This window comes from Bradyrhizobium sp. WYCCWR15520, from assembly GCF_056174665.1.
In genome coordinates this window covers 32,128-54,655 of record NZ_JBWBWM010000040.1, presented here as the reverse complement: position 1 = coordinate 54,655, position 22,528 = coordinate 32,128, and the positions used below count along the sequence as shown (strand labels likewise).

Genomic DNA, 22,528 nt, shown 5'->3' with positions numbered 1-22,528 from the left:
CAGCGCATAGAGGAACCCATGCGACACTTACTGGGAATGGCATTGCTTGCCATGACGGTGGCATGCAGCAATACGGCGGCCAAGGCCGCTGACACGGAGTACGACCCGGCCAAGGTAAGCGAAAGTCTGAAGGCCATATTCCAGTTCGGTTCGGTGGCCACCAAGCAGGCCCTGAACGCCAATACAGTTACACTGATCTCGGGAACGATCGGCGGCACCTATGTGCAATTCGGCGCCGATCTCGCTTCCGTGCTCGACGATGGAAACAAGTTGCGCGTACTCCCCATCGTCGGGCGCGGTTCTGTGCAGAGCGTGGCCGACATTCTGTTCCTGCAGGGTGTCGACCTCGGCATCGTGCGCGCCGACACGCTCGACTATCTCGAGAAGAAGGGCTTTGCGAAGGACATCAAGAAGCAGTTCACCTATGTGACCAAGCTCTACAATGAAGAGATGTACGTCCTCGCGTCGAAGTCGATAACGAGCATCAGCCAGCTCAACGGCAAGAAGGTCAGCGTCGATCTTCCCAACGGCGGCACCTTCGTGACCGCGGCGGTCGTGTTCGAGCGGCTCGGCATCAAGCCGAACTTCCTCTACCTCGAGCAGCGCATCGCGATGGAGAAGATGCGGGCGGGCGAGATCGACGCGGTAATTGCCGTCGGCGGCAAGCCGTACAAGTCCGTCAGCAACTTCAACGACAACCGCTTCCACCTCGTACCGGTCGACTATACGCGGCCGCTGCAAACCGACTATCTGCCCGCGGTGCTGACTTCGAAGGATTATCCCAACCTGATCGCGGAAGGGGCGAAGGTCGATACCATTGCCGTGCCTGCGGTGCTCGCGGCCTACAATTGGGCGCCCAACACCGAGCGTTACCGCAAGCTGGCCCAGTTCGTGGACGCCTTCTTCACCAAGTTCCCGACGTTCCAGAACCCGCCATTCCATCCGAAGTGGAAGGAAGTGTCGCTGGCGGCGCCGTTGCCGGATTGGCAGCGCCTTCCGGTTGCCGAGCAATGGCTCAAGACCCGCAATATCGAGGCCGTGTCGCGCGCCAGGTTCGATGAATTCCTGAAACAGAGCCCGACCACCGCAGCAGGCGTAAAGTCGGACGCGGACAAGGAAGCCCTGTTCAGGCAGTTCCAGGCCTGGGAAGCCGAGCGAAGCGCGCGAGCGCAGGCCCCCTCACCGGCACAGCGCTAGCTACGGCTAGCCAACTGCCGCCTATTCCGTCACATCGGCGGTGTCGATCCCGCGCTTGAGCGCCGCGCGGGCGGCATCGCGGTGCTCCTGTGTGATGTGGCTCGCGACCATGCGGATGGCGGTGGCGAGAATGGCGGCATCGTCGGTAAAGCCCAGTAATGGCAGCACGTCCGGCATGAAATCGAACGGCACAATGAAATAGGCGACGGCGCCGAGCAGCGCCGCCTGCACATGACGCGGCGTCTCTTTATCGAACGCACAGTAATAGGCCGCGAGCAGGTCTTCGGCGAAGGGAAGCTGCGCCACCACCTGCTTGAACTTGATCCAGAAGCGCCGGCGCACGCTCTCCTGATCCCGCGCCAGCCGGTCGGCGGGTTCGAAACCCATGCTGTGATCGGACGATGCCATCGCGGCGCTCCCCTCAAGGGTCCGGCGCGGCAGATCGCCGCCGCTACCGAACATAACGAAGAATTGGGGATGTCCGCGCCGCCCCGCAAGATCGCGGGCCGTCCAGCTCAGGTGACGCCCAATTGCCGCGCGATCGCGTTCATGGCCTTCGCCAGATCGATGTCGAGCCGGGTCACGCCGCCGGCGTCATGGGTCGCGAGCACGACTTCCACCGTCTTGTAGACGTTCTTCCATTCCGGATGATGGTCGTTCTTCTCGGCCACCAGGGCCGCGCGGGACATGAATCCGAAAGCTTCGTTGAAGTCCCTGAAGGTGAAGGTCCGCTGGATCGCCTCGCGTCCTGATGTCTCGGACCAGCCGGAGAGTTCCGCCAGGGCTGATTTGCGCGCCTCCGCCGACAGTCGTTCCGCCATGATCGCCTCCCGTTTCAGATAGCCTCCACCCTAACACCGAAGGCCACATCGGGGATCCCCTGCCCCGAAATGGACCAATGCCGGCTTGGGGACGGCCGATAACCATGACGCAGATGTAACAATGGTTAGGCGCGGAAGTTTGCTAGGATGTCTGAGTAACCGTGCCGACGGCATAAAATTGTACCTCGAACGATTACCCAGGGATTGATGACCGACAGCCCCCATTCCGAGGCAATGCCGGCCCCGCCCTCGCCCCGCTCCGCGAAACGACGGCTGACATTCGTCACGCTGGCCGGCGTACTGGCCATCGTCGGCGCGCTGGCGGCCGGCTACTACTTTGCCATGCGGCCGGTGACGCTTCGGATCGCCGTCGGTCCTGCCGCCAGCGACGACCTCAAGGTGGTTCAGAACCTGGCGCAGGCCTTCAACAACCAGCGCAACACGCTGGTCCGGCTGCGCCCGGTACAGACCGACGGCGCGCTTGCCAGCGCCAACCTGCTCGGAGAGGGCAAAGCGGATCTCGCGATCATCAGGGGCGATCTCGAAATACCGAAGAACGCGCAGGCGGTGGCGACGCTGCGCAAGAACGTCGTGGTGCTGTGGGTCGCGTCGGCCGGCAAGAGCAAGGGCAAGAAGGCTGCAGCCGGCATCACCAAAATCGGCCAGCTCGCCGGACGCCGCATCGCCGTCGTCGGCCGCACCCAGGCCAATGTCAATCTGCTCAAGGTGATCCTGCGGCAATACGGCGTGGATCCGGCCAACGTCGAGATCGTCCAGTTCCCCGCCAACGAGGCAGCGGAGGCCATTCGTAACCAGAAGGCCGATGCCTATCTCGCCGCCGGCCCGGTCAACAGCAAGATCACGGCGGACGCGATCGCCGCATCGGTGCGCGACGGCGGTACGCCGAAATTCCTCGCGATCGATTCCGCCGAGGCGATTGCGCAGAACTTTCCCGCCTACGAGGCCGCCGACATCCCGGCCGGAGCTTTTGGCAGCGCGCCGGGCCGGCCCGAGGAAGAGGTCAAGACCATCAGTTTTGCGCATCACATCGTGGCGCGCCGAGGCATTTCGGAATCGACCATCGCGATCTTTACGCGGCAGTTGTTTGCGATCCGCCAGAACCTGAAGAACGAATTCCCGCTCGCCGCCAAGATCGAGACGCCCGACACCGACAAGGACGCCACGATCCCCGTGCATCCCGGCGCCGCCGCGTTTGTCGACGGCGAGGAAAAAACCTTCCTCGACCGCTACAGCGACTACATCTGGTGGAGCCTGATGGCGCTGTCGGCGATGGGCTCCGCCGGCGCCTGGTTCGCCGGATATCTCAAGAAGGACGAGCGCAACGTCAACACGCCGCAGCGCGACCGGCTGCTCGACATGCTCACCGCCGCCCGCCAATGCGATTCGATGGAGGAGCTCGACCAGATGCAGGCGGAAGCGGACGCCATTCTGCGCGATACGCTGCAATGCTATGAGCACGGCACGATCGAGGAAGGTACCTTGACCGCGTTCAACATCGCGATCGAGCAGTTCCACAACGCGGTGGCCGACCGCAAGACGCTGTTGATGAGCATGCCGCAAAACCTGCAGCGGGCGAGCGCGCAATTCCGCGCGGCCAGCAGCGCCTGATCTGCCAATCCGGTAATCGAGCCGTCATCAATTCCTTCTAGCCCTGTCGGCACTTTCCGCGCATTCTGGCCGCGGAATAGCGGGGGCTTGTATGACGTTCAGGATTTCAAGCAGAATTTCCCGTCGACGCTTCCTCGCCACGACGGGCGTAGGCGCTGTCGCACTTGCGATGCCTTATCTCAGCCGCGCCGCCGACCGGCCGGTCGTAACCTCCGGTGTGCAGTCCGGCGATGTCGGCAGCGACGGCGGCGTAGTATGGGCGCGCGCCGACCGTCCCTCGCAAATGCTGGTCGAGGTCGCCACCTCGGATTCCTTTACCAATGCGCGGACGCTGCCGCCGATCGCAGCACTGCCCGAAAGCGACTTCACCGCAAAGATGCTGCTGGAGAATCTGCCTGCCGGGCAGGAGGTTTTCTACCGTGTCCGGTTTCGCGATCTCGCGCATATCGGCGTCGAAAGCGAGCCGGTAGTCGGGCGCTTCCGCACCGCGCCGGCCGATCGTCGCGACGTCAGTTTCGTCTGGGGCGGCGACGTCGCCGGGCAGGGCTGGGGCATCAACCCGGATGACGGCGGCATGTTCACCTTCGCCACCATGCGCAAGCACCGCCCGGATTTCCTGCTGCACTCCGGCGACACCATCTATGCCGACGGACCGCTCAAGAGCGAGGTGACGCTTGCCGACGGCAAGGTCTGGAAGAACGTGACGACGCCCGAGAAGTCGAAAGTCGCCGAAACGCTCGACGAATTCCGCGCCGCGCACAGGTACAATTTCATGGATGAGCATCTGCGCGCGTTCAACGCCGAGGTGCCCGTGTTCGTGCAGTGGGACGATCACGAAGTGGTCAACAACTGGTCGTCCTCCAAGGAACTGCCTGCCGCCTACAAGGAGCGCAACATCGCGCTGCTCGCCGCCCGCGCAGCGCGCGCCTTCCACGAAATGTATCCGATCCGCGAAAGCATCACGGAGCCGGGACGGGTCTACCGCACGCTCAATTACGGACCGCATCTCGACGTCTTCATGCTGGATGAGCGGAGCTATCGCGGTCCGAATGGTCCGAACCAGGAGACCGATTACGGTCCCGAAAGCTATTTCCTCGGGCCCGAGCAGCTCGCCTGGCTGAAACGGGGACTGTTGAATTCGCGCGCCACCTGGAAGGTGATCGCATCCGACATGCCGCTCAGCATCATCGTCTATGACGATGCGGCCAACAAGAAAGGCTCGGAGGCCGTTGCGCAAGGCGACGGCCCGCCCCGCGGCCGTGAGCTGGAGATTGCCGACCTCCTGCGGTTCATCAAGACGTCGGGCGTGGCCAACACCGCGTGGCTGACCGCGGACGTGCACTACGCCGCCGCGCACTACTACAATCCCGACAAGGCGCAGTTTCAAGAGTTCGACCCGTTCTGGGAATTCGTCGCCGGCCCCCTGCACGCCGGCACGTTCGGCCCGAACGACCTCGACAATACCTTCGGCCCCGAAGTGAAGTTCATCAAGGCACCGGGGCCCGGCAATCAAAACCTGCCGCCGTCCGCCGGCATGCAGTTCTTCGGCCATGTCAGGATCGACGGCCGCAGCGGGCAGATGACGGTGACGCTGCGCGACCGCGCCGATGTTGTGCTGTGGTCGACGACGCTCGATCCCAAGCCGGTCTAGCGGCCGCGATCCGTCAAGACTTCGCGCCGCGGTACCTCAGCATCGTCTGCAGCGCATCCGTCGAGCAGGGCTTGGGCAGCCGCGGCTTGGTCGCGAATGCTTCCGGCAGCCCAGCGTCGGCGCCATAGCCGGTGACGAAGGCAAACGGAATTTTCAGTGCTTCGAGCCGTTCGGCCACCGCAAAGCTCTTCTCGCGGATCAGGCTGACATCGAGCAGCGCAAAATCCGGTGGCCGATGCGCGATCAGTTCAAGCGCCTTGGCCACGTTCGCGGCGATCCGCACCGTCTTCACGCCGAACCCCAGAATCGTGTCTTCGAAATCGAGCGCGATGATCGGATCATCTTCGACGACCAGCACGTCGCCGGGCATGCCGTTATGGGGGGCGCGGTCCATGTTCTCGTCAGTTCAGGGTTCAATCGGGGGGGACCGGGCCGAAGCCCCGGGCTGGCGACTGACGCCTGCAAAGCGCGTCTGCCGGTTCCGGAACTGAAACCACCACATGTCCGTTCTAGCGTCTGTCCACTTGTGCACACATGGACGGTGCCAAACCGATTATTGTCCTGTGGAGAAACGAGGAATTTTCATGCTTACGCGACGAACCGGGACGGCCGGTGAGCGGCCGTTCAACAACCTGCTGCGCCGTTTGAACGACGCCGATTTTGCGTTGATCGAACCGCATCTCGTCGCGGCCGACGCCAATCCGAACGACCTGCTCTACAGTCCCGGCGACAATGTCGAGACAGTGCATTTCCCGTGCGGCCCCAGCCTCGTCTCCTACATGGTTGCCAGCGAGGATGGCCGCGACGTCGAAACCATCCTGATCGGCCGCGAGGGCGCGGTCGGCGGCATCGTCAGCCAGGGCCATCTGCCGGCCTATACCCGCATCACGGTCAAGTTCGCCGGACCGTTCGTGCGGCTTCCGGTTGGAAAGCTCGATGCGGCAAAAACGAAATCGCGCACGCTGAGCAATATCTTCGCGCGCTATGCGGATTGCATGCTGGCGCAAATCTTCCAGTCCACCGCCTGCAATGCGATTCATTCGATCGAGCAGCGCACGGCGAAATGGATCATTTCGGCGATGGAACGCACCGATGGCGAGGACGCCGTGCCGCTGACGCACGAGCAACTGGCGACCTTGCTTGGCGTCGGCCGCTCTTACACCAGCCGGGTGATCCAGACCTTCAAGGCGGAAGGCACGCTGGAGACCCGGCGCGGTTCGATCGTCATCCGCAACCCGGATGCGTTGCGGAACCGGTCCTGCCGCTGCAATGAGGCCGTGAAAGGCCATTTTGACGAGGTTTTGCGGGGGGTCTACCCCGACCCCAGGCAGGACATTTAGGGCCCGTGCCCGGCCAAAATCGGCTAACCAATTGCCAAACAAACCATTGTTTTTTGGCGTTTTCTGAATATATTGCGCCGCAACGCGTAAGGTGTGCCCGGTCCTTTTGGCCGGGCTTCCTTTTTGGGGCCGGGTTTGAGGCCAGGGCCCCGTTCGCATCCCAGGTTTCGAGCGCGATCCGGAAAAGTGGGTCCCGGTTTTCCGGTGAGATCGCGCTTCCACCATTTGCACGACCAGAAGAAGAGCCATGAACCTTCGTAACGTCGCCATCATCGCCCACGTCGACCACGGCAAGACCACCCTCGTCGACCGCCTGCTGCAGCAATCCGGCACCTATCGCGAGAACCAGAAGGTGACCGAGCGCGCGATGGACTCCAACGATCTGGAGCGCGAGCGCGGCATCACCATTCTGGCCAAGGCGGCTTCCGTGCAGTGGAAGGACACCCGCATCAACATCGTCGACACCCCCGGCCACGCCGATTTCGGCGGCGAGGTCGAGCGCATCCTGAACATGGTCGATGGCGCGCTGGTGCTGGTGGACGCCGCCGAAGGCCCGCTGCCGCAGACCAAGTTCGTGGTCTCCAAGGCGCTCAAGGTCGGGCTGAAGCCGATCGTCGTCATCAACAAGGTCGACCGCCCCGACGCGCGCCCGACCGAAGTCATCAACGAAGTGTTCGACCTGTTCGCCGCGCTCGACGCCAGCGAGGAGCAGCTCGATTTCCCGATTCTCTACGGGTCGGCCAAGCAGGGCTGGATGGCCGACAGCCCGGACGGCTCCCACGATGCCGGCATGCAGCCGCTGTTCGACCTGATCGTGCGCCACGTCGCGCCGCCGAGCGTCGAAGAAGGTCCGTTCCGGATGATCGGCACCATTCTCGAAGCCAACCCCTATCTCGGCCGCATCATCACCGGCCGCATCACCTCGGGCGCGATCAAGCCGAACCAGCAGGTGAAGGTGCTGGGCGCCGACGGCAAGACCATCGAGCAGGGACGTATCACCAAGATTCTCGCCTTCCGCGGCATCGAGCGTACCCCGCTGGATGAAGCCGAAGCCGGCGACATCGTCGCCATCGCCGGCCTCACCAAGGGCACCGTCGCCGACACCTTCTGCGATCCCACGGTCGAAACCCCGCTGGTGGCGCAGCCGATCGATCCGCCGACCGTGTCGATGTCGTTCATCGTCAACAACTCGCCGCTCGCCGGCACCGAGGGCGACAAGGTGACGAGCCGCATGATCCGCGACCGCCTGCTGCGCGAGGCCGAAGGCAATGTCGCGCTCCGCGTGGTGGAAGCCGCCGACAAGGATTCCATGGAAGTGTCGGGCCGCGGCGAATTGCAGCTCGCAATCCTGATCGAGACGATGCGCCGCGAGGGCTTTGAGCTGTCGGTGTCGCGGCCGCGCGTCGTGCTGCAGAAGGACGAAGCCACCGGCCAGTGGCAGGAGCCGATCGAGGAAGTCGTGATCGACGTCGACGAGGAGCATTCCGGCGTCGTCGTGCAGAAGATGAGCGAGCGCAAGGCCGAGATGATCGAGATGCGCCCCTCCGGCGGCAACCGCCTGCGGCTGGTGTTCTACGCGCCGACCCGCGGCCTGATCGGCTATCAGGGCGAATTGCTCACGGACACCCGCGGCACCGCGATCATGAACCGCCTGTTCCACGGCTACGCCAACTACAAGGGCGACATCCAGGGCCGCCGCAACGGCGTCCTGATCTCCAACGACCAGGGCGAAGCGGTAGCCTACGCCATGTTCAAGCTGGAAGACCGCGGCCCGATGATGATCGAGCCGGGCTGGAAGGTCTACAAGGGCATGATCGTCGGCGAGCACACCCGCGACAACGATCTCGAGATCAACGTGCTCAAGGGCAAGCAGCTCACCAACATCCGCACCACCTCGAAGGACGAAGCGGTGCGCCTGACGCCGCCGATCCGGATGACCTTGGAAAAGGCGCTGGCCTATATCGAGGACGACGAGCTGGTCGAAGTGACCCCGAAGTCGATCCGCCTGCGCAAGAAGTTCTTGGACGCCAACGACCGCAAGCGCGCGGAAAAGGCCAAGGAAGCGGTGGCGTAACGCTGTCCGCCGAACAAACCGTCATGGCCGGGCTTGTCCCGGCCATCTACGTCTTCGATACTGCTACACAAGAACGTGGATGCCCGGGACATCTAGCGCGAAGACGCGCTACACGCTTTAGCCCGGGCACAACGATGAAGCAGACGGCGTAATGTCCCTCCCCTCCTCAGTCGATGTCGCCATCATCGGCGCCGGCGCCGCCGGGCTCGGCGCCGCGAATGCGCTGAAAAGTTCCGGCCTCTCCGTCCTCGTGCTGGAAGCGCGCGACCGCGTCGGCGGCCGCGCCCACACCATCATGGCCTCGCCCGACGTCACCTTCGACGTCGGCTGCGGCTGGCTGCATTCGGCGGATGAGAACTCTTTCGTCAACATCGCCGAACAGCTCGGCTTCGAAATCAACAGATCACTGCCGCCCTGGCGCGAGCGCGCCCATGGCAAGGCGTTTCCGCAGGAAGACCGCAACGATTTCATGCGCGCGCTGAACGCGTTCTATGACCGCGCAGAGCAAGCGGCTGCGGAAGCAGAGAAGACCGGCCGCGACGCCGTCGCCAGCCTTTATCTGGAACCCGGCAATCGCTGGAATCCGATGATCGACGCGATCTCGACCTATGTGAACGGCTGCGAGCTCGATCAGGTTTCCATTCTCGACATGGACGCCTATGAGGATACCGATATCAACTGGCGTGTCCGCCGCGGCTACGGCGCTCTCGTTGCTGCCTATGGCGCAACATGTCAGCTCGCGCTCAATTGCGTGGTGACGCTGATCGATCACTCGGGAAAGCGTGTCCGCATCGAGACTTCGCAGGGCACGCTGATTGCGGACAAGGTGATCGTCACCGTCCCAACCAATCTGATCGCCGACGAGGCGATCCGCTTTCATCCGCCTTTGCCCGCCAAGGTCGATGCCGCGCGCGGCCTGCCGCTCGGTCTCGCCGACAAGGTGACGCTGGCGCTGGATGAGCCGGAGGCGCTGCCGATAGAGGGCAATCTGCGCGGCGCCACCATGCGCACTGCGATGGGCACCTATCACATCCGCCCGTTCGGCCAGCCCTGCATCGAAGGCTTTTTCGGCGGCCGTTACGCGCAATCGCTGGAAGATGCCGGCGATGGCGCGATTGCGGCAGCAAGCATCGACGAGATCGTCTCGTTCCTCGGCAACGATTTCCGCCGCAAGCTGAAGCCGCTCGCGGAATCGCGCTGGGCCCACGATCCCTTCGCCCGCGGCTCCTATTCGCACGCGCTGCCGGGACATGCCGGCGACCGCGCGGTGCTGGCGGCGCCGGTCGATGGCCGGCTGTTCTTTGCGGGTGAGGCAACCTCGCCGGAGTTTTTTACGACTGCACATGGGGCACGGGACAGCGGCGAGAGGGCGGCGCAAGAAGTGTTGGCTACGCAGATCAAGCGTTGATGGCCCAGCACCGTCATTGCGAGGAGCGAAGCGACGAAGCAATCCATTTCCGAGCTTGCTGTGACATGGATTGCTTCGCTGCGCTCGCAATGACGGTTAGGCGACTTACTCCATCACCCTCGCCCGCGTATCCGCGTCAGGCACGAAGCACTCCTCATACTTCCCGAAAATCCGATAGCGATTCTTCGCGACCAGACTGTACACCGCATCACGCAACGGTTTCGGCACCGTAAACAGCACGTGCGTCCATCGCCATCCGGGCAGCGCGCCGAGCACCGTTAGCGCCGCATCCGATTTGAAATACGCGACTCCTCCATGCACCACCGCGTTGGTGTCTGGATCACTGGGGTCAATTCCAAACGCCTGCGCCAGCCTTGTGCCATACGCCGACTGGATCGCCGTAAAGCGAAACCTGCGCTCGACGTCCCGTGTCGCGACGAAGCGGACCCAGCGCGAGCAGAAGACGCAGACGCCGTCGTAGAGAATCACGTCATCGTCAGGCCATTTCGTCATCGGTTATCCAGCGTCACCAGCGCCACCAGCATCAGCACGATCGCAGGCCCGGTCTTTACCAGCGCGCCGAGCGGCTCGATCCAGAGGTCCGGCGTCAGGATTGCGGCGCCGATCATATAGCCGAGCGATGCAATTATACCCGCAATCAGACCAAACGCCGCGGTGCGGCGGAATGCGATCAGAACGCCGATGCTCATGTCCATCAGGCTGGTCCCGACGGTGATGGGGTCGACAAGCCATGGCGGAAAGCCGTGGCTGCGCAGGATTCCGGCGGCCGCTTCGTAGGAAATCACCAGCGCAATGAAGCCCGAGACGACCCAGAACAGCACGAGGCTTGCGATCATCAACGCCTTGATCGGGAACAGCCGGGCAAACCACTTGTCCTGAATGGTCGCCACGCGCCTGCCCGCCATCTGCGCGATCGTCTTCGGTATGATGCCGGTGGCGGTGATCCAGTCCGCGGGGCTGCCGCTGACGCCGCGGCGCAGCTCCGCGATCGCCGTGGTGCGCATCGGCGGCACCCAGCCGAGCAGGCTCGAGAGATCGCCGAGCCTGGCGCCGAGGTCGAGCAGGAACGCCGGCATCGCCATGCGCCGCCATCTGATGGTGCCGAACACCTGGCGGAATTGATCGATCACGTCGCCGAGCGTGACCGGATGCTCCTGCATCAGGTCCCATGTCACGGCGTTCGCCTCGCCGGGATCGCGCTCGGCCAGCCAGGCAACCGTCGCAGCGATGTCCTCCATGGCGACCGGCTGAAACGGCGTGAGCCGTTCGGCGGGCGGAAGATCGATCGGGAGCGCCGCGAGCGAGCGCAACATGGCACTGCCGCCATAGGCCGCCAGCGCCACCACGAAGCCCGGCCGCAGGATCGCGTACGGGATGCCGGATTCGGCGATCAACCGTTCGCCCTCGCGCTTGGTGGTGCTGAAGGCGGTGGGATCGGTGCTGGCGGTGCCGGGAATCGAGATATGCACCAAGCGGATCGCGTGGCGGCATTCGCGGATCGCCTGCAGCAGCCGTGCCACGAATTCGCGATGCACCGCGGCCGTGTCGCTGCCGGGGCCGTCCTGCAGCACGCCGAGGCAATTGACGACGACACCGATGTCATGGTTGCGCAGCACCCGCGTCAGCGCGGCGGCATCCATCGACATGATCGGCAGTTCGAGATCGAGTGCGTCGTTCTTTTGCGAAGCGGACAGTTTGCGGGCGACGCCGACGACGCGAAATCCCCGCCCACGCAGATCGTCGGTGACGAAGCGGCCGATCAGGCCGGAGGCGCCGAGCACCAGGATTTTTCGGATGTCGGCGTTCATGCTTGTCTAGAGCGGTTTGGCGATCATCAGCCACAGAATAGCCATGACAGAGCCAAATCCGGGAATCTCGAACCAAAACCAGCGGTGGAAAAGTGCGAAATAGCGCGGCGGCAACTCCAGGTTTTGCTCCGCCGCCTTGCGCGCGAGATCGCGCATTTCGGTCTGCATGAAGACAGCGTCGCGGCTTGTTCGCCGCAGTCGGCGACCGCGCCTTCAAGGCGCGATCGAGTTCGCCTGCGGCGAGCTTGACGCCGCCCTCGCTCTCCACAAGCCAGTGGCCCTCGCTGCCGTGGGCCGCCAGCACGTGAAAGTCGGCCTTGCCGCCGGCGCCACGAAACGCATCGGCCAGTTGGCGCGACAGCGCAGGCGAGAAATAGCTGTCATTGGCGGCCACCAGCCAGGTCACTTTCACGCGCGCAGCCCTGCCGAACTCGCCCGCCGCCGCGGTCAGCGTATGCGGCGCGCAGACCCGGTTGGGAAGATCACTGGCATGCCCGCCGCGCCCCGGCGCGAACGCGATAATGGCGGCAATGTTCTTCGGATCTTCGCGCGTGAGCGCCAGCGCGCCCCAGGCGCCGGCCGAATGGCCGATCACGACCATGCCCTCGGGGCGGATGAAGGCTTGCCTGCGCATGAACTCCGCCGCAGCGCTGATCGCCTCCGCGGTGGCGCGGCCGGAGCGCGCATAATCGGCCTCGTCGCAGCCGCCCTGATCCTCGAGATATTTTCCGGCCGTCGCGCCATGCCCTGGACGTTCGGGGACCAGCACCGCAAAGCCACGCGCTACCAGCCATGCGGCGAGCGCACGGTATTCTGGTTGCGGCATTTGCGCCCGCCGCAACACGTTCTGGGTGGAGGCGTGCGCGATCACGGCCAGCGGAAACGGCCCCTCGCCTGATGGCCTGAACAGCACGGCATGTGCAGCCGCGACAGGATCGGGAGCAGGCACCAGCCATTGCTGCCGGCGATACGGCTCGCCTTGGGTGCCTTGTGCGCCAAGGCCGGGCTGCGCGGATGCGGCTTTCACACCGAGCGCGGCAACAAAAACCAGCGCAAAAAGCAGGTTTAGCGGATGCATGAACTGGCCTGATGCAGCCGAGGGAGGGCGTATTGCGACGTCACCAACAGAATACCGCCGCCGAATCAAATCCAGCGCATTTTTCCGTGAACGGAAGTCGCGGAGGCGCCTGGCTGGATAATTCTGACAACCGTTTCGCCTGCGTTGCGTCAGGGAATACCGGTTGGGACAGCACCCTTGTCCTCTTTCGATACATACGAACATCAAAACTGATGCACAAAATCCACAGGTTAACCCATAATTAACGATGGACCTTGAAGCCGGCCCGCTGACTTGCTTTGATTAGCTCATGAGCACAACCCTGATCGAGGTTCGACCGGCCAAGGCTGCGGACGCAGCCGCGGTGGCGGCTACCCATGATGAAGCCTGGCGGTCCGCCTATCAGGGCATCATTCCGGGCGCCGAGCTCGAAAAACTCATTAACCGCCGCGGCCCGCAATGGTGGGACAGCGCGATCCGCAAGGGCAGCCGCGTCAGCGTGCTGGTGTTCGGCGACAAGGTCGCGGGCTACGCCAATTACGGCCGCAACCGCGCCCGCAGCCTGCATTTCGAAGGCGAGATTTACGAGCTCTATCTGCGGCCGGAATTCCAGGGCCTCGGCTTCGGCCGCCGACTGTTCACCGCCGCCCGGCGTGATCTGATGCAGAGCGGGCTGAAGAGCATGGTGATCTGGGCGCTGTCGGACAACGATCCGGCGACGGAATTTTACCGCGCGCTCGGCGGCCGCATGGTGGCCCGCTCCTCGGAGAAATTCGGGCCCAAATCGCTCGATAAAGTCGCCTTCGCCTGGACCAACTGAAGCTATTTCAGGCTTTTCCCTGCTCCGCTGCGGGTCTAAAGGGACCCTGACGCGCGCCTGATTCCAGGCGCCATTTTTAACGCCAAGCGGAGTTCCTAATGCGCATTGACGCCATCCCGATCGGAGTAAATCCGCCACACGACGTCAACGTCATCATCGAGGTGCCGGTTGGCGGCGAGCCGATCAAGTATGAAATGGACAAGGAAGCCGGCACGCTGGTGGTCGATCGCTTCCTCTATACGGCGATGCGCTATCCCGGCAATTACGGCTTCATCCCGCATACGCTGTCGGGCGACGGCGACCCCTGCGACGTGCTGGTTGCCAATACCCGCGCGATCGCGCCGGGCGCGGTGATGAGCGTGCGGCCGGTTGGCGTGTTGCTGATGGAGGACGAGGCCGGCGGCGACGAGAAGATCATCGCGGTGCCGTCGTCGAAACTGACCCAGCGCTACGACAAGGTTCGCAACTACAGCGACCTCCCCGACATCACGCTGCAGCAGATCCAGCATTTCTTCGAGCACTACAAGGATCTCGAAAAGGGCAAGTGGGTGAAGGTGCTGCGCTGGTGCGGCGCCGACGACGCCCACCGGCTGATCCTGGAAGGCATCGAGCGCGCGAAGAAGAAGTAGGGCGGCGCTCGCAGGTTACCGTCATTGCCTGCGACAAACGCGGAGCGTTTGCGCAAGGGAGCGCTAGCGACGAAGCAATCCATTTGACCGCTTGCCGCGCTATGGATTGCTTCGCTTTGCTCGCAATGACGAGGAAACAACACCATGCGCCGGTCGCTTCGTATCATCCGCAACATGCTGCTGCTCGCGATCGCGGCAGTCTTGATTCTCGCCGGCGTCCTCGCATTCAACACCCTCACCCACGGCTCGCGCCAGCTTCAGGTAACAGCCGTGCCGCGCGCCGAAGTCGATGCACAGGCAGCGGCCGAGCGCTTGGCCGAAGCGATCCGCTTCCGCACCATTTCGAGCTACGAAAAGCCCGACCAGCACGCCGACGCGCTGCGCGGCATGCACGCGCATATCGAAAAGAGCTTTCCGGCCTTCCATGCCGCGGCGAAGCGCGAAATCGTCGGCAATTACAGCCTGCTCTACACGTGGGAGGGCTCGGACCCGAAGGCGCAGCCGGTCGCATTCCTCGCCCATCAGGATGTCGTGCCGGTGGCGCCGGGCACCGAGAAGGACTGGCAACAGCCGCCCTTTGACGGCGTCATCGCTGATGGATTCATCTGGGGCCGCGGCTCCTGGGACGACAAGGGCAACCTCTATTCCATGCTGGAAGCGGCCGAAGCCATGGCCAAGGCCGGCTTCCGCCCCAAGCGAACAATCTATTTCGCCTTCGGCCATGACGAAGAGACCGCGGGCACCGCCGGCGCCAAATCGATCGCAGCGCTACTTGCCTCGCGCGGCGTCCGCCTCGACTTCGTGATCGACGAGGGCCTCTTGATCACCGAAGGCATCATGAAGGGGCTCGACAAGCCGGCGGCGCTGATCGGTGTTGCGGAAAAAGGCTATGTCACGCTGGTGCTGAACGCGCATGCGACACCCGGCCACTCGTCGATGCCGCCGCGCGACACCGCGATCGGCATGATGAGCGCGGCGTTGGCGCGGCTCGAAGACCACCGCCTGCCGATGCAGATCCGCGGCACGGTCGCGGAAATGTTCGACACGCTGGCGCCCGAGATGTCCGGCTTCAACCGCGTGGTGCTGTCGAACCTCTGGCTGTTCAGGCCGCTGCTGCTGCGCGAATTCGAAAAGAGCGGGCCCACCGAGGCGACGGTGCGCACCACCACCGCGCTGACGATCTTCCACGCTGGCGACAAGGACAACGTGCTGCCCGGCCATGCCGAGGCCACCGTCAACTTCCGCCTGATCCCCGGCGACACGCAAGGGAGCGTGACCGAGCATGTCCGCAGCACGATCGCCAATAACCGGATTTCCATCAAGCCGTTTCCCGGCAACACCGACCCGCCGCCGGTGACGCCGACCGCAAGCCCGTCGTTCCAGATGCTCAACCGCACCATCCGCGAAATCTATCCGGACGTGATCGTCGCGCCCGGCCTGATGGTCGCCGCCACCGACTCGCGCCACTACGCAGGAATTACCGACAAGATTTTCCGCTTCTCGCCGGTGCGCGCAAACTCGGACGATTTGAAGCGCTTTCACGGCACGAATGAGCGCCTTCCCGTCGAAGGCTATGCGGACATGATCCGGTTTTATCGGCGGTTGATCGAGAACAGTGCGGGGTGAGGTGCTAGTGCTCCCTCTCCCCGCCCTTCGCGGGGAGAGGGTTGGGGTGAGGGGTCTATCCGCGATTCCGAACGACGAGGCGAGTCCGTGGAGAAAGCCCCTCACCCCGACCCTCTCCCCGCCCTTCGCGGGGAGAGGGAGAGTCTCACACCCCAGGCTTCGTCAGCCCTTTAATCGCGCACCCCGCGCGCAGCGTGTTCACCAGCAGGCAGGCCACCGTCATCTGCCCGACGCCGCCGGGCACCGGCGTGATCGCGCCGGCGACTTCGGCCACTTCCTTGAACGCGACGTCGCCGACCAGCCGGGTCTTGCCGTCGGCTAGCGGCGTGCGGTTGATGCCGACATCGATCACGGTGGCACCCGGCTTGATCCAGTCGGCGCGCACCATTTCGGGCCGGCCGACCGCGGCATAGACCAGATCGGCGCGGGCGCAGAGTTGCGGCAGGTCCTTTGAGCGCGAGTGCGCGATCGTCACCGTCGCGTTTTCATTCAGCAGCAATTGCACCAGCGGGCGACCGACAAGATTGGAGCGGCCAATGACGATCGCGTTCATGCCTTCCAGCGAGGCATGCACGCTTTTGGTCAAAATGATGCAGCCGAGCGGCGTGCAGGGCGACAGCGCGGCAAAGCCACCGGCCAGCCGGCCGGCATTGTTGGGATGCAGGCCGTCGACATCCTTGGCCGGATCGATCGCGTTGATGACGGTTTCGGTATGGATCGATTTCGGCAGCGGCAATTGCACGAGAATGCCGTGCACCGCGGGATCGCGGTTGAGCTTTGCGATCAGCGCCAGCAGATCGGCCTGCGCGACATCGGCCGGCAGCTTGTGCTCGAACGAGGCCATGCCGGCGGCCTGCGTCTGCGTGTGCTTGCTGCGGACATAGACCTCGCTGGCGGGATCATTGCCGACCAGGACCACCGCAAGGCCCGGCGTCAGTTGATGCTCGCGCTTGACCCGCGCGACCTCTTCCGCGACGCGGGCGCGGAGCTCCGCGGCAATGACCTTTCCGTCGATAATGCGTGCCGTCATCTCAATCCTTCGTCTTCGATATTTCGCCGGCGGCGGCCTTTCGGAGCGTTTCGCCGAGAATCCTGGGATCACCCTCTACCGCAACCTGCTTGAGGCGCGAGGTGACGCCTGACAGAATCTTCACTCTCGCCTTCGGCACCCCGAGCGTCTTCGCCAGCAATTCGGTCACCGCCCGGTTGGCCTCCCCGCCCTCGGCAATGGCGCGGACGCGCACCTTGACCACGCTGCGCCCGTTGGCAAGCGTCTCGATGCCGTCGATGTCGTCACGGCCGCCGCGCGGGGTCACCCGCAGCGCGATGCTGATGCCCTCGCTGGAATATCGCCAGGGATCCATCAGGGCTCCATCAGCGCGCTAAACGAAATAGGGCATCACGTTGTAGGCGACCAGTTTCTGAACGAGGATGATGACCAGGATCAGGATGATCGGCGAGATGTCGAGCCCGCCCAGATTGGGCATGAATCTGCGGATCGGCGCCAATGCCGGCTCGGTGATCCGGTACAGGAACTCGGCCACCGCCGCCACGAACTGGTTGCGGGTGTTGACGACATTGAAAGCGATCAACCACGACAGGATCGCCGAGGCGATCAGCAGCCAGATGTAGAGATCCAACACAATAAGGATGACTTCCAGGATAGCGCGCATGTGGAGGGGGCTCACGAGGAGGGGTAGTCAGCTAGATATCGGTTCATCCCCCCGCAAACAAGGGAAGTTCCCGGCAAAAGGACGCCAAAATCGGCGCTTTCACCGTTCTTGACTTGGCCTTGGGCCGGACTGTAAATGACGCCGATTGTCGGCTGCTTCGGGTCATCTCAAAGCGGTCGCGACGGGGCCATAGCTCAGCTGGGAGAGCGCGTCGTTCGCAATGACGAGGTCGGCGGTTCGATCCCGCCTGGCTCCACCAGCCTTCGCTTGCTTCGCAAGCTACGGCCGGCAAGCCTACCCGGGCCCTATCGTAGCGAAGCAAGCGAAGGCTGCCGCGGCGTAGCCCAAAGGGCGAAGCCGGGCCTCGGCAACCGCCGTAGACCTTCCCCACCCCCCTCACTTCCCCGTAAACCTTGGCGGCCGTTTCTCCACAAAGCTCGCCACGCCCTCCCGGAAATCACTCCCCTTCAGCGCGATCTGCATTTCGCGGTTGGCGTCGATGGTGGCTTCCGCCAGCGTTTGGAACGGCACGTCGTAAAGCTGGCGTTTGATCACAGCAATCGCGCTTGGCGAGACGAAATCGGCGAGATCGCGCGCGTAGGCATAGGTCTGCTCGCGCAACTGCTCCGGCGGGTAGAGCCGGTTGACCAGCCCGATCCGCAGCGCCTCCTCGCTTCCCACCCGTCGCGCGGACATCAACAGGTCCAGCGCGTTGGCGTGGCCGACGATGCGCGGAAGCATCCAGCTGATGCCGTGTTCGGCGATCAGCCCGCGGCGCGCGAACGAGGTGGTGAAGACAGTATTGTCGGCGGCAAAGCGCAGGTCGCAATAGAGCGCGTGGACCAGGCCGATGCCGGCGGTGGCGCCGTTCAGCATGCCGATCACGGGTTTCGGGATCGCCGGATAATAAGCATAGCGCGTCTGCCAGTCCGCCCGGCGGTTCATGTCGAACGGCGGATTGTTCTCGCCGCGGCGGATCTCGCTGGGATCAATGGCCTTCAGGGCCTCCATGTCCGCGCCTGCGCAAAACGCGCGGCCGGCGCCGGTGAGGATGATGACGCGGACATTGTCATCGCCGGCCGCCGCCTCCATCGCATGGCGCACGTCGCGCTCCATGGTCGCGGTCCACGCATTCATCCGGTCGGGCCGGTTGAGCGTGATGGTCGCGATCTTGTCGCTCACCTCGTAGAGAATATGCTGATAGGTCACGGCGATCTCCCTGTTGTTTTCTTGTTGGCGTTTGGCGCGCGAGCCTTTCGGCCGCGCCAACACTATCACATCAGCGATTTCCAGAAGACGTTCGAAACGCGCGGGCAAATTCCGCGTGGCGGCTATTCGGCGGCGTCCAGCATGACAGCGTGCGGTGCGCGCACGATCCAACCCGCGATGAAATTCTTCAACCACGCCCGTTCGGCCACGTCATGCACGGCGCGGCCTTCGAAGTGGAGATGACGCGGTTGCGCACCTGGCGACTCCATGCGCACGCAGCCGCGCGTGGTCCAGCGATGCATCATGGCGTAGGTGACGTCGGGATGAAACTGCAGACCGAACGCATGACCATGCTGAAAGGCCTGCACCGGAAAGTCGTCACCCTCGGCAAGCAGCACAGTGCCGCGTGGCAACTGAAATCCTTCGCCGTGCCAATGATAGACCAGCGCGGGCCAGTCGGGGCAGAGCGCATGCCCGGCCGCGGTTGGGCGGATCGGATAATACCCGACCTCGACCCGCCCTTCATGATGCGGCGCGACCTGTGCGCCCAATTGTTTGGCGAACATCTGCGCGCCCAGGCAGATGCCGAGAAACGGCCGCTGCTCGCGCAAGGGAATTTCGATCCAGTCGATTTCGCGGCGGACATAATCGTCGGAATCATTGGCGCTCATCGGGCCGCCGAAGATGACCGCGCCGGCATGCAGCTCCAGCGTTCCCGGCAAGGGATCGCCGAACCGCGGACGCCTGATGTCGAGGGGGTAACCGAGGGCGCGCAGGGCATTGCCGACACGGCCCGGCGTCGAGGTCTCCTGATGCAGGACGATCAGGACCGGCTTGAGCGGCGCGGCGTCAGGCGTAATCAGCGCCCTTCGGCCCGGAAAGGGCACGATGTTGTCGTCATTTTTGCTCGACCGGAACGACATCGACGTTGCTCAGGTGCCTCGAATCGAAACCATACCTAAGTGAGTCTTAATTTCGCGTGAGTTCACGCACACAGCAAAAATCTAAGCAAACAGCGGGCCAGACGCGCTCAGACGCCCGATCGCGGCGCGAACGGGCCGGGACACCGGGAAAACCCGGGATTTCTTCAGCGCTGGCGAAGCTGGAAACGGCCGACTGCCCCAAGAATGAAGGAGCGCGGGAATAGCCGGAGCAGGAATGGCACGATCTTGATGCCGAGGCCGGGCATCACTGCACGTTTGTTAGCCATCAATCCGCGATAGGCCTGCTGTGCGACCTCGGCGGGCAAGACTTTCAGAACCGCCGTATCGAATCCGGGCCGGAAGCCGGCGCGTGCCTGGAATTCCGACGGCACGGGGCCGGGACACAGCACCGTCACACGCACGCCATGCTGCGCCAGTTCAGCGCGCATCGCTTCCGTGAACGACAGCACATAGGCCTTGGTGGCGTAATAGACCGCCATGCCCGGGCCCGGCAGAAAGCCCGCAATCGAGCCGACATTGAGCAGGCCGCCGCGGTTGCGGATCAACTGGTCCGAAAACCGCAGCGAAAGATCGGTCAGCGCGCGGATGTTGACGGCGATCATGTCGAGCTGGTCGGCGCGGTCGCGCTGCACCGCCTTGCCGAACAATCCAAAACCCGCATTGTTGACCACGTATTCGACCTCCACACCGGAGGCCGCCAGCGCTTCGGCAATCTTGTCGCCGCAGTCAGGCTGCACGAGATCACAGGGAATGACGATCGGAGCCTTGCCACCGGCCGCCGTGATCTCAGCGGCCAGCGCCGTCAGGCGATCGGCGCGCCGTGCCACCAGCGCCAGACGATGGCCATGGGATGCAAAAACGCGCGCCAGCTCGGTGCCTATTCCGGCCGATGCACCGGTAATCAGCGTCACACGCTCGGTCACGATGGAATGCTCTTGAAATCAATTGCAGGTGGTAGTGATAGCGATGGAACGAGAGCATAGGCGCGCGGTGCGGCGCAAGCCACGTGCATGGCATATGCCCATGCACGGCTCTGTGCCTCGGCAATTGAACTTCAATAGTTTCAGACGCATCGCGCATCTTCGCGACTGATCGCGAGGCACATTAAAGTTTCGTCATCTGAGTAATCGGGCGCGAGCGATGACGCGGTTGCTCGTCACGTCGCGGCGTCGGCCGTTTTCGAAACGCTGTCCGACGAGGCCACCTGGCGCTGCTCTGCCACCTTGTGCTTCAGATCGATCCGATCGCGCGATGAAATACCGAGCAGATCGGCCGCGCGCCAGACGACATTGTCCTCGAATTCGCTGACCTGGCCGTCGGCATATACCAGCTCCCACATCATCTCGATGATGCGGAGCCGGCCCTCCTCATTGACCGAGCGCATGATGACGCTGGTGAAACGATAGAGATCGACCGCCTCGCCTTCGGCTCGCGTCGCCGACGCGATCAGATGATCCGCCTTGCCTGGATCGAGCTTGAAGCGGCTCTCGATCAGAGAGTGCAGTTTGCGCTTCTCGGCCGCGCTCGGCTCGCCGTCGAGCGAGACGACGTGAACCAACAGCGCGGTCGCCGCGAGCAGATAGCCGGTGTCGTCGAACGCGAGATCCGTATCCGCGCTGGGCGCAACGATGTCGGCAATGAATTGGCGCAGTCCGTCGAGCATCACACTCTACCTTGCAAAGTTCGAAGAAGCCGTTCGGCGAATATGGGTTGAAGCTTTGGCCTTCGCAATCCGCGCGATGCGTGACTGGCAACGTATGCAGATTAAATCGGCGTCACATTGAAGGTACCGGAAAACTTCTGCGCGAAGCTTGGGCAGCAACCCGTCACAGCGAACCTTGAGCTTCCTGTTAGGTCGAAGCCCGCAGACGCCGGTTCAAAGCACGCAACCCGCGCCGCTTCGGAACGGAACGGCCGGTCGGCCAAGGGCCGACCGCGCGATTCGCCGCAGGGGTCGAGGCCGATATCCAATTGCAAGTCATTCGCATTTGCATTAGGGATGAACCTGTTGTTTCGACAAGCGATTTTTCATGAGGAAACGATCATGGCTTCCTTCCGCTTCGCCGTTGGTGCCGCCGTTGTGCTGGGAGTTGCTTCGGGAGCCGCGCTAGCGGCTGGTGACCTGTCGCGGCAGACGCCGATCGAGGTGACGGTCGATCTCGGCTCGCCCGGCAAACACGAGTTCGGGCCGAAGCAACTGAAATTTGAAACCGGCAAGCTCTACAAGCTGATTCTGCGCAACACGAGCAACGATCCGCATTACTTCACTTCGCATGCGTTCTCGCAGATGGTGTTCACGCGCAAGGTGCAGGTGACGCAGCAGCAGAATGGCAAGGCCGTGACGCTCGCCGAATTCAAGGGCGCGATCCGCGAGATCGAGGTCTATCCGGGACAATCCGCCGAATGGTGGCTGGTGCCGATCGCCGCCGGCCGCGCCAACGACCTGCGCTGCGACATCAAGACCAGCGACGGCAAGACGCACGCCGAACTCGGCATGACCGGCGAGATCGTGATCGAGTAGCGCACTAATCCTGCTGTGTCACAAGCTCCTCATGGTGAGGAGGCGCGAAGTGTGTCTCGCAGGCTCCTCAGGAACGACCGGGAAGATCGGAGCCAGCTCT

At 63.5% G+C, this 22,528-nt stretch carries 22 protein-coding genes, 1 tRNA gene and 2 pseudogenes; 11 read left to right on the top strand and 14 right to left on the bottom strand.

The window, feature by feature from the left end:
* Positions 1-18 precede the first annotated feature (18 nt).
* Entirely contained in the window at positions 19-1,197 is a 1,179-nt protein-coding gene (locus AC0QUY_RS34035; protein ID WP_161850889.1) for a TAXI family TRAP transporter solute-binding subunit, read from the top strand.
* A 21-nt stretch (positions 1,198-1,218) separates the two neighbouring features.
* Here the strand turns inward: AC0QUY_RS34035 and AC0QUY_RS34030 are convergent, their stop codons facing one another.
* Together AC0QUY_RS34030 and AC0QUY_RS34025 are read right to left on the bottom strand one after the other, a co-directional pair.
* Entirely contained in the window at positions 1,219-1,605 is a 387-nt protein-coding gene (locus tag AC0QUY_RS34030) for a YkvA family protein (RefSeq protein WP_161856299.1), read from the bottom strand.
* Positions 1,606-1,712: 107 nt separating this feature from the next.
* Positions 1,713-2,021: a 4a-hydroxytetrahydrobiopterin dehydratase gene (locus tag AC0QUY_RS34025; protein WP_475390379.1), complete on the bottom strand. Its 309-nt coding sequence runs from the start codon at positions 2,019-2,021 to the stop codon at positions 1,713-1,715.
* A 231-nt stretch (positions 2,022-2,252) separates the two neighbouring features.
* Here AC0QUY_RS34025 and AC0QUY_RS34020 point away from each other — a divergent pair, with 231 nt between their 5' ends.
* Together AC0QUY_RS34020 and AC0QUY_RS34015 are read left to right on the top strand one after the other, a co-directional pair.
* Positions 2,253-3,647 (top strand): TAXI family TRAP transporter solute-binding subunit, encoded by a 1,395-nt coding sequence (locus AC0QUY_RS34020; RefSeq protein WP_475390378.1) that lies wholly within the window; start codon positions 2,253-2,255, stop codon positions 3,645-3,647.
* A gap of 91 nt (positions 3,648-3,738) precedes the next feature.
* A complete protein-coding gene (locus AC0QUY_RS34015) occupies positions 3,739-5,298 on the top strand; it encodes an alkaline phosphatase D family protein (RefSeq protein WP_475390366.1) in 1,560 nt (519 codons plus the stop codon).
* Between the two features lie 13 nt (positions 5,299-5,311).
* Here the strand turns inward: AC0QUY_RS34015 and AC0QUY_RS34010 are convergent, their stop codons facing one another.
* On the bottom strand, positions 5,312-5,692 hold the full coding sequence (locus AC0QUY_RS34010) for a response regulator (RefSeq protein ID WP_475390365.1): 381 nt from the start codon (positions 5,690-5,692) through the stop codon (positions 5,312-5,314).
* 190 nt (positions 5,693-5,882) lie between these two features.
* Here AC0QUY_RS34010 and AC0QUY_RS34005 point away from each other — a divergent pair, with 190 nt between their 5' ends.
* The 3 genes from AC0QUY_RS34005 to AC0QUY_RS33995 all read left to right on the top strand — a co-directional run bounded on the left by AC0QUY_RS34005 (position 5,883) and on the right by AC0QUY_RS33995 (position 10,120).
* Positions 5,883-6,638, top strand: coding sequence for a Crp/Fnr family transcriptional regulator (locus AC0QUY_RS34005; RefSeq protein ID WP_475390364.1), 756 nt, complete (start codon positions 5,883-5,885; stop codon positions 6,636-6,638).
* 247 nt (positions 6,639-6,885) lie between these two features.
* Positions 6,886-8,712, top strand: coding sequence for a translational GTPase TypA (gene typA, locus AC0QUY_RS34000; protein ID WP_475390363.1), 1,827 nt, complete (start codon positions 6,886-6,888; stop codon positions 8,710-8,712).
* Between the two features lie 151 nt (positions 8,713-8,863).
* On the top strand, positions 8,864-10,120 hold the full coding sequence (locus AC0QUY_RS33995; protein ID WP_475390362.1) for a flavin monoamine oxidase family protein: 1,257 nt from the start codon (positions 8,864-8,866) through the stop codon (positions 10,118-10,120).
* Positions 10,121-10,225: 105 nt separating this feature from the next.
* Here the strand turns inward: AC0QUY_RS33995 and AC0QUY_RS33990 are convergent, their stop codons facing one another.
* The 4 genes and pseudogenes from AC0QUY_RS33990 to AC0QUY_RS33975 all read right to left on the bottom strand — a co-directional run.
* Positions 10,226-10,633 (bottom strand): thiol-disulfide oxidoreductase DCC family protein, encoded by a 408-nt coding sequence (locus tag AC0QUY_RS33990; RefSeq protein WP_475390361.1) that lies wholly within the window; start codon positions 10,631-10,633, stop codon positions 10,226-10,228.
* A complete protein-coding gene (locus tag AC0QUY_RS33985) occupies positions 10,630-11,949 on the bottom strand; it encodes an SDR family oxidoreductase (protein ID WP_475390360.1) in 1,320 nt (439 codons plus the stop codon). The genes AC0QUY_RS33990 and AC0QUY_RS33985 overlap by 4 nt, the downstream gene beginning before the upstream one ends.
* 6 nt (positions 11,950-11,955) lie before the next feature.
* A pseudogene (locus tag AC0QUY_RS33980) lies at positions 11,956-12,123 on the bottom strand (DUF2269 family protein); the annotation flags it as partial.
* A 7-nt stretch (positions 12,124-12,130) separates the two neighbouring features.
* A pseudogene (locus AC0QUY_RS33975) lies at positions 12,131-13,027 on the bottom strand (alpha/beta hydrolase family protein); the annotation flags it as partial.
* 289 nt (positions 13,028-13,316) lie between these two features.
* Between AC0QUY_RS33975 and AC0QUY_RS33970 the strand changes: the two are divergent.
* The 3 genes from AC0QUY_RS33970 (at position 13,317) to AC0QUY_RS33960 (ending at position 16,081) form a co-directional block, all read left to right on the top strand.
* The gene (locus AC0QUY_RS33970) at positions 13,317-13,826 is read left to right on the top strand and encodes a GNAT family N-acetyltransferase (protein ID WP_057834892.1); all 510 of its coding nucleotides are present in this window, start codon (positions 13,317-13,319) and stop codon (positions 13,824-13,826) included.
* Positions 13,827-13,924: 98 nt separating this feature from the next.
* Positions 13,925-14,455 (top strand): inorganic diphosphatase, encoded by a 531-nt coding sequence (ppa, locus tag AC0QUY_RS33965; protein ID WP_161850901.1) that lies wholly within the window; start codon positions 13,925-13,927, stop codon positions 14,453-14,455.
* Positions 14,456-14,599: 144 nt separating this feature from the next.
* Positions 14,600-16,081, top strand: coding sequence for a M20 family peptidase (locus AC0QUY_RS33960; RefSeq protein ID WP_475390359.1), 1,482 nt, complete (start codon positions 14,600-14,602; stop codon positions 16,079-16,081).
* 145 nt (positions 16,082-16,226) lie between these two features.
* Here AC0QUY_RS33960 and folD read toward each other — a convergent pair whose 3' ends face one another.
* Genes folD through AC0QUY_RS33945 form a run of 3 tightly spaced genes read right to left on the bottom strand, consistent with a single transcriptional unit; the run spans position 16,227 to position 17,754 of the window.
* Positions 16,227-17,111: a bifunctional methylenetetrahydrofolate dehydrogenase/methenyltetrahydrofolate cyclohydrolase FolD gene (gene folD / locus AC0QUY_RS33955; RefSeq protein WP_475390358.1), complete on the bottom strand. Its 885-nt coding sequence runs from the start codon at positions 17,109-17,111 to the stop codon at positions 16,227-16,229.
* 1 nt (position 17,112) lies between these two features.
* Positions 17,113-17,445: a DUF167 domain-containing protein gene (locus AC0QUY_RS33950; protein WP_475390357.1), complete on the bottom strand. Its 333-nt coding sequence runs from the start codon at positions 17,443-17,445 to the stop codon at positions 17,113-17,115.
* Positions 17,446-17,463: 18 nt separating this feature from the next.
* On the bottom strand, positions 17,464-17,754 hold the full coding sequence (locus AC0QUY_RS33945; protein ID WP_161850904.1) for a YggT family protein: 291 nt from the start codon (positions 17,752-17,754) through the stop codon (positions 17,464-17,466).
* 183 nt (positions 17,755-17,937) lie between these two features.
* Between AC0QUY_RS33945 and AC0QUY_RS33940 the strand changes: the two genes are divergently transcribed.
* A tRNA-Ala gene (locus tag AC0QUY_RS33940) sits at positions 17,938-18,013 on the top strand.
* A 137-nt stretch (positions 18,014-18,150) separates the two neighbouring features.
* Here AC0QUY_RS33940 and AC0QUY_RS33935 read toward each other — a convergent pair.
* From AC0QUY_RS33935 to AC0QUY_RS33920, 4 genes are all read right to left on the bottom strand, one after another.
* Positions 18,151-18,963 (bottom strand): enoyl-CoA hydratase, encoded by an 813-nt coding sequence (locus AC0QUY_RS33935; protein ID WP_475390356.1) that lies wholly within the window; start codon positions 18,961-18,963, stop codon positions 18,151-18,153.
* Positions 18,964-19,085: 122 nt separating this feature from the next.
* Positions 19,086-19,886 (bottom strand): glutamine amidotransferase, encoded by an 801-nt coding sequence (locus AC0QUY_RS33930; protein ID WP_475390355.1) that lies wholly within the window; start codon positions 19,884-19,886, stop codon positions 19,086-19,088.
* A gap of 164 nt (positions 19,887-20,050) precedes the next feature.
* Positions 20,051-20,830 carry an SDR family NAD(P)-dependent oxidoreductase gene (locus tag AC0QUY_RS33925; RefSeq protein WP_475390354.1) on the bottom strand — a complete coding sequence of 260 codons (780 nt, stop codon included), beginning with the start codon at positions 20,828-20,830 and terminating at the stop codon, positions 20,051-20,053.
* A gap of 233 nt (positions 20,831-21,063) precedes the next feature.
* On the bottom strand, positions 21,064-21,570 hold the full coding sequence (locus AC0QUY_RS33920; RefSeq protein ID WP_475390353.1) for a tellurite resistance TerB family protein: 507 nt from the start codon (positions 21,568-21,570) through the stop codon (positions 21,064-21,066).
* A gap of 381 nt (positions 21,571-21,951) precedes the next feature.
* On the opposite strand from AC0QUY_RS33920, the gene AC0QUY_RS33915 reads away from it, so the two are divergent.
* Complete coding sequence (locus tag AC0QUY_RS33915; RefSeq protein WP_161850909.1) at positions 21,952-22,428, top strand: cupredoxin domain-containing protein; 477 nt, start codon at positions 21,952-21,954, stop codon at positions 22,426-22,428.
* The last annotated feature ends 100 nt before the right edge of the window (positions 22,429-22,528 follow it).

Coding starts and splice junctions, on each gene's coding strand:
- AC0QUY_RS34030 (WP_161856299.1), bottom strand. CDS start 1,605: ATGGCATCGTCCGATCACAGCATGGGTTTCGAACCCGCCGACCGGCTG.
- AC0QUY_RS33915 (WP_161850909.1), top strand. CDS start 21,952: ATGGCTTCCTTCCGCTTCGCCGTTGGTGCCGCCGTTGTGCTGGGAGTT.
- folD (WP_475390358.1), bottom strand. CDS start 17,111: ATGACGGCACGCATTATCGACGGAAAGGTCATTGCCGCGGAGCTCCGC.
- AC0QUY_RS34010 (WP_475390365.1), bottom strand. CDS start 5,692: ATGGACCGCGCCCCCCATAACGGCATGCCCGGCGACGTGCTGGTCGTC.
- AC0QUY_RS33930 (WP_475390355.1), bottom strand. CDS start 19,886: ATGTCGTTCCGGTCGAGCAAAAATGACGACAACATCGTGCCCTTTCCG.
- ppa (WP_161850901.1), top strand. CDS start 13,925: ATGCGCATTGACGCCATCCCGATCGGAGTAAATCCGCCACACGACGTC.
- AC0QUY_RS33945 (WP_161850904.1), bottom strand. CDS start 17,754: ATGCGCGCTATCCTGGAAGTCATCCTTATTGTGTTGGATCTCTACATC.
- AC0QUY_RS33950 (WP_475390357.1), bottom strand. CDS start 17,445: ATGGATCCCTGGCGATATTCCAGCGAGGGCATCAGCATCGCGCTGCGG.
- typA (WP_475390363.1), top strand. CDS start 6,886: ATGAACCTTCGTAACGTCGCCATCATCGCCCACGTCGACCACGGCAAG.
- AC0QUY_RS34020 (WP_475390378.1), top strand. CDS start 2,253: ATGCCGGCCCCGCCCTCGCCCCGCTCCGCGAAACGACGGCTGACATTC.
- AC0QUY_RS33990 (WP_475390361.1), bottom strand. CDS start 10,633: ATGACGAAATGGCCTGACGATGACGTGATTCTCTACGACGGCGTCTGC.
- AC0QUY_RS34015 (WP_475390366.1), top strand. CDS start 3,739: ATGACGTTCAGGATTTCAAGCAGAATTTCCCGTCGACGCTTCCTCGCC.
- AC0QUY_RS33985 (WP_475390360.1), bottom strand. CDS start 11,949: ATGAACGCCGACATCCGAAAAATCCTGGTGCTCGGCGCCTCCGGCCTG.
- AC0QUY_RS34035 (WP_161850889.1), top strand. CDS start 19: ATGCGACACTTACTGGGAATGGCATTGCTTGCCATGACGGTGGCATGC.
- AC0QUY_RS33960 (WP_475390359.1), top strand. CDS start 14,600: ATGCGCCGGTCGCTTCGTATCATCCGCAACATGCTGCTGCTCGCGATC.
- AC0QUY_RS33970 (WP_057834892.1), top strand. CDS start 13,317: ATGAGCACAACCCTGATCGAGGTTCGACCGGCCAAGGCTGCGGACGCA.
- AC0QUY_RS34005 (WP_475390364.1), top strand. CDS start 5,883: ATGCTTACGCGACGAACCGGGACGGCCGGTGAGCGGCCGTTCAACAAC.
- AC0QUY_RS33920 (WP_475390353.1), bottom strand. CDS start 21,570: ATGCTCGACGGACTGCGCCAATTCATTGCCGACATCGTTGCGCCCAGC.
- AC0QUY_RS33995 (WP_475390362.1), top strand. CDS start 8,864: ATGTCCCTCCCCTCCTCAGTCGATGTCGCCATCATCGGCGCCGGCGCC.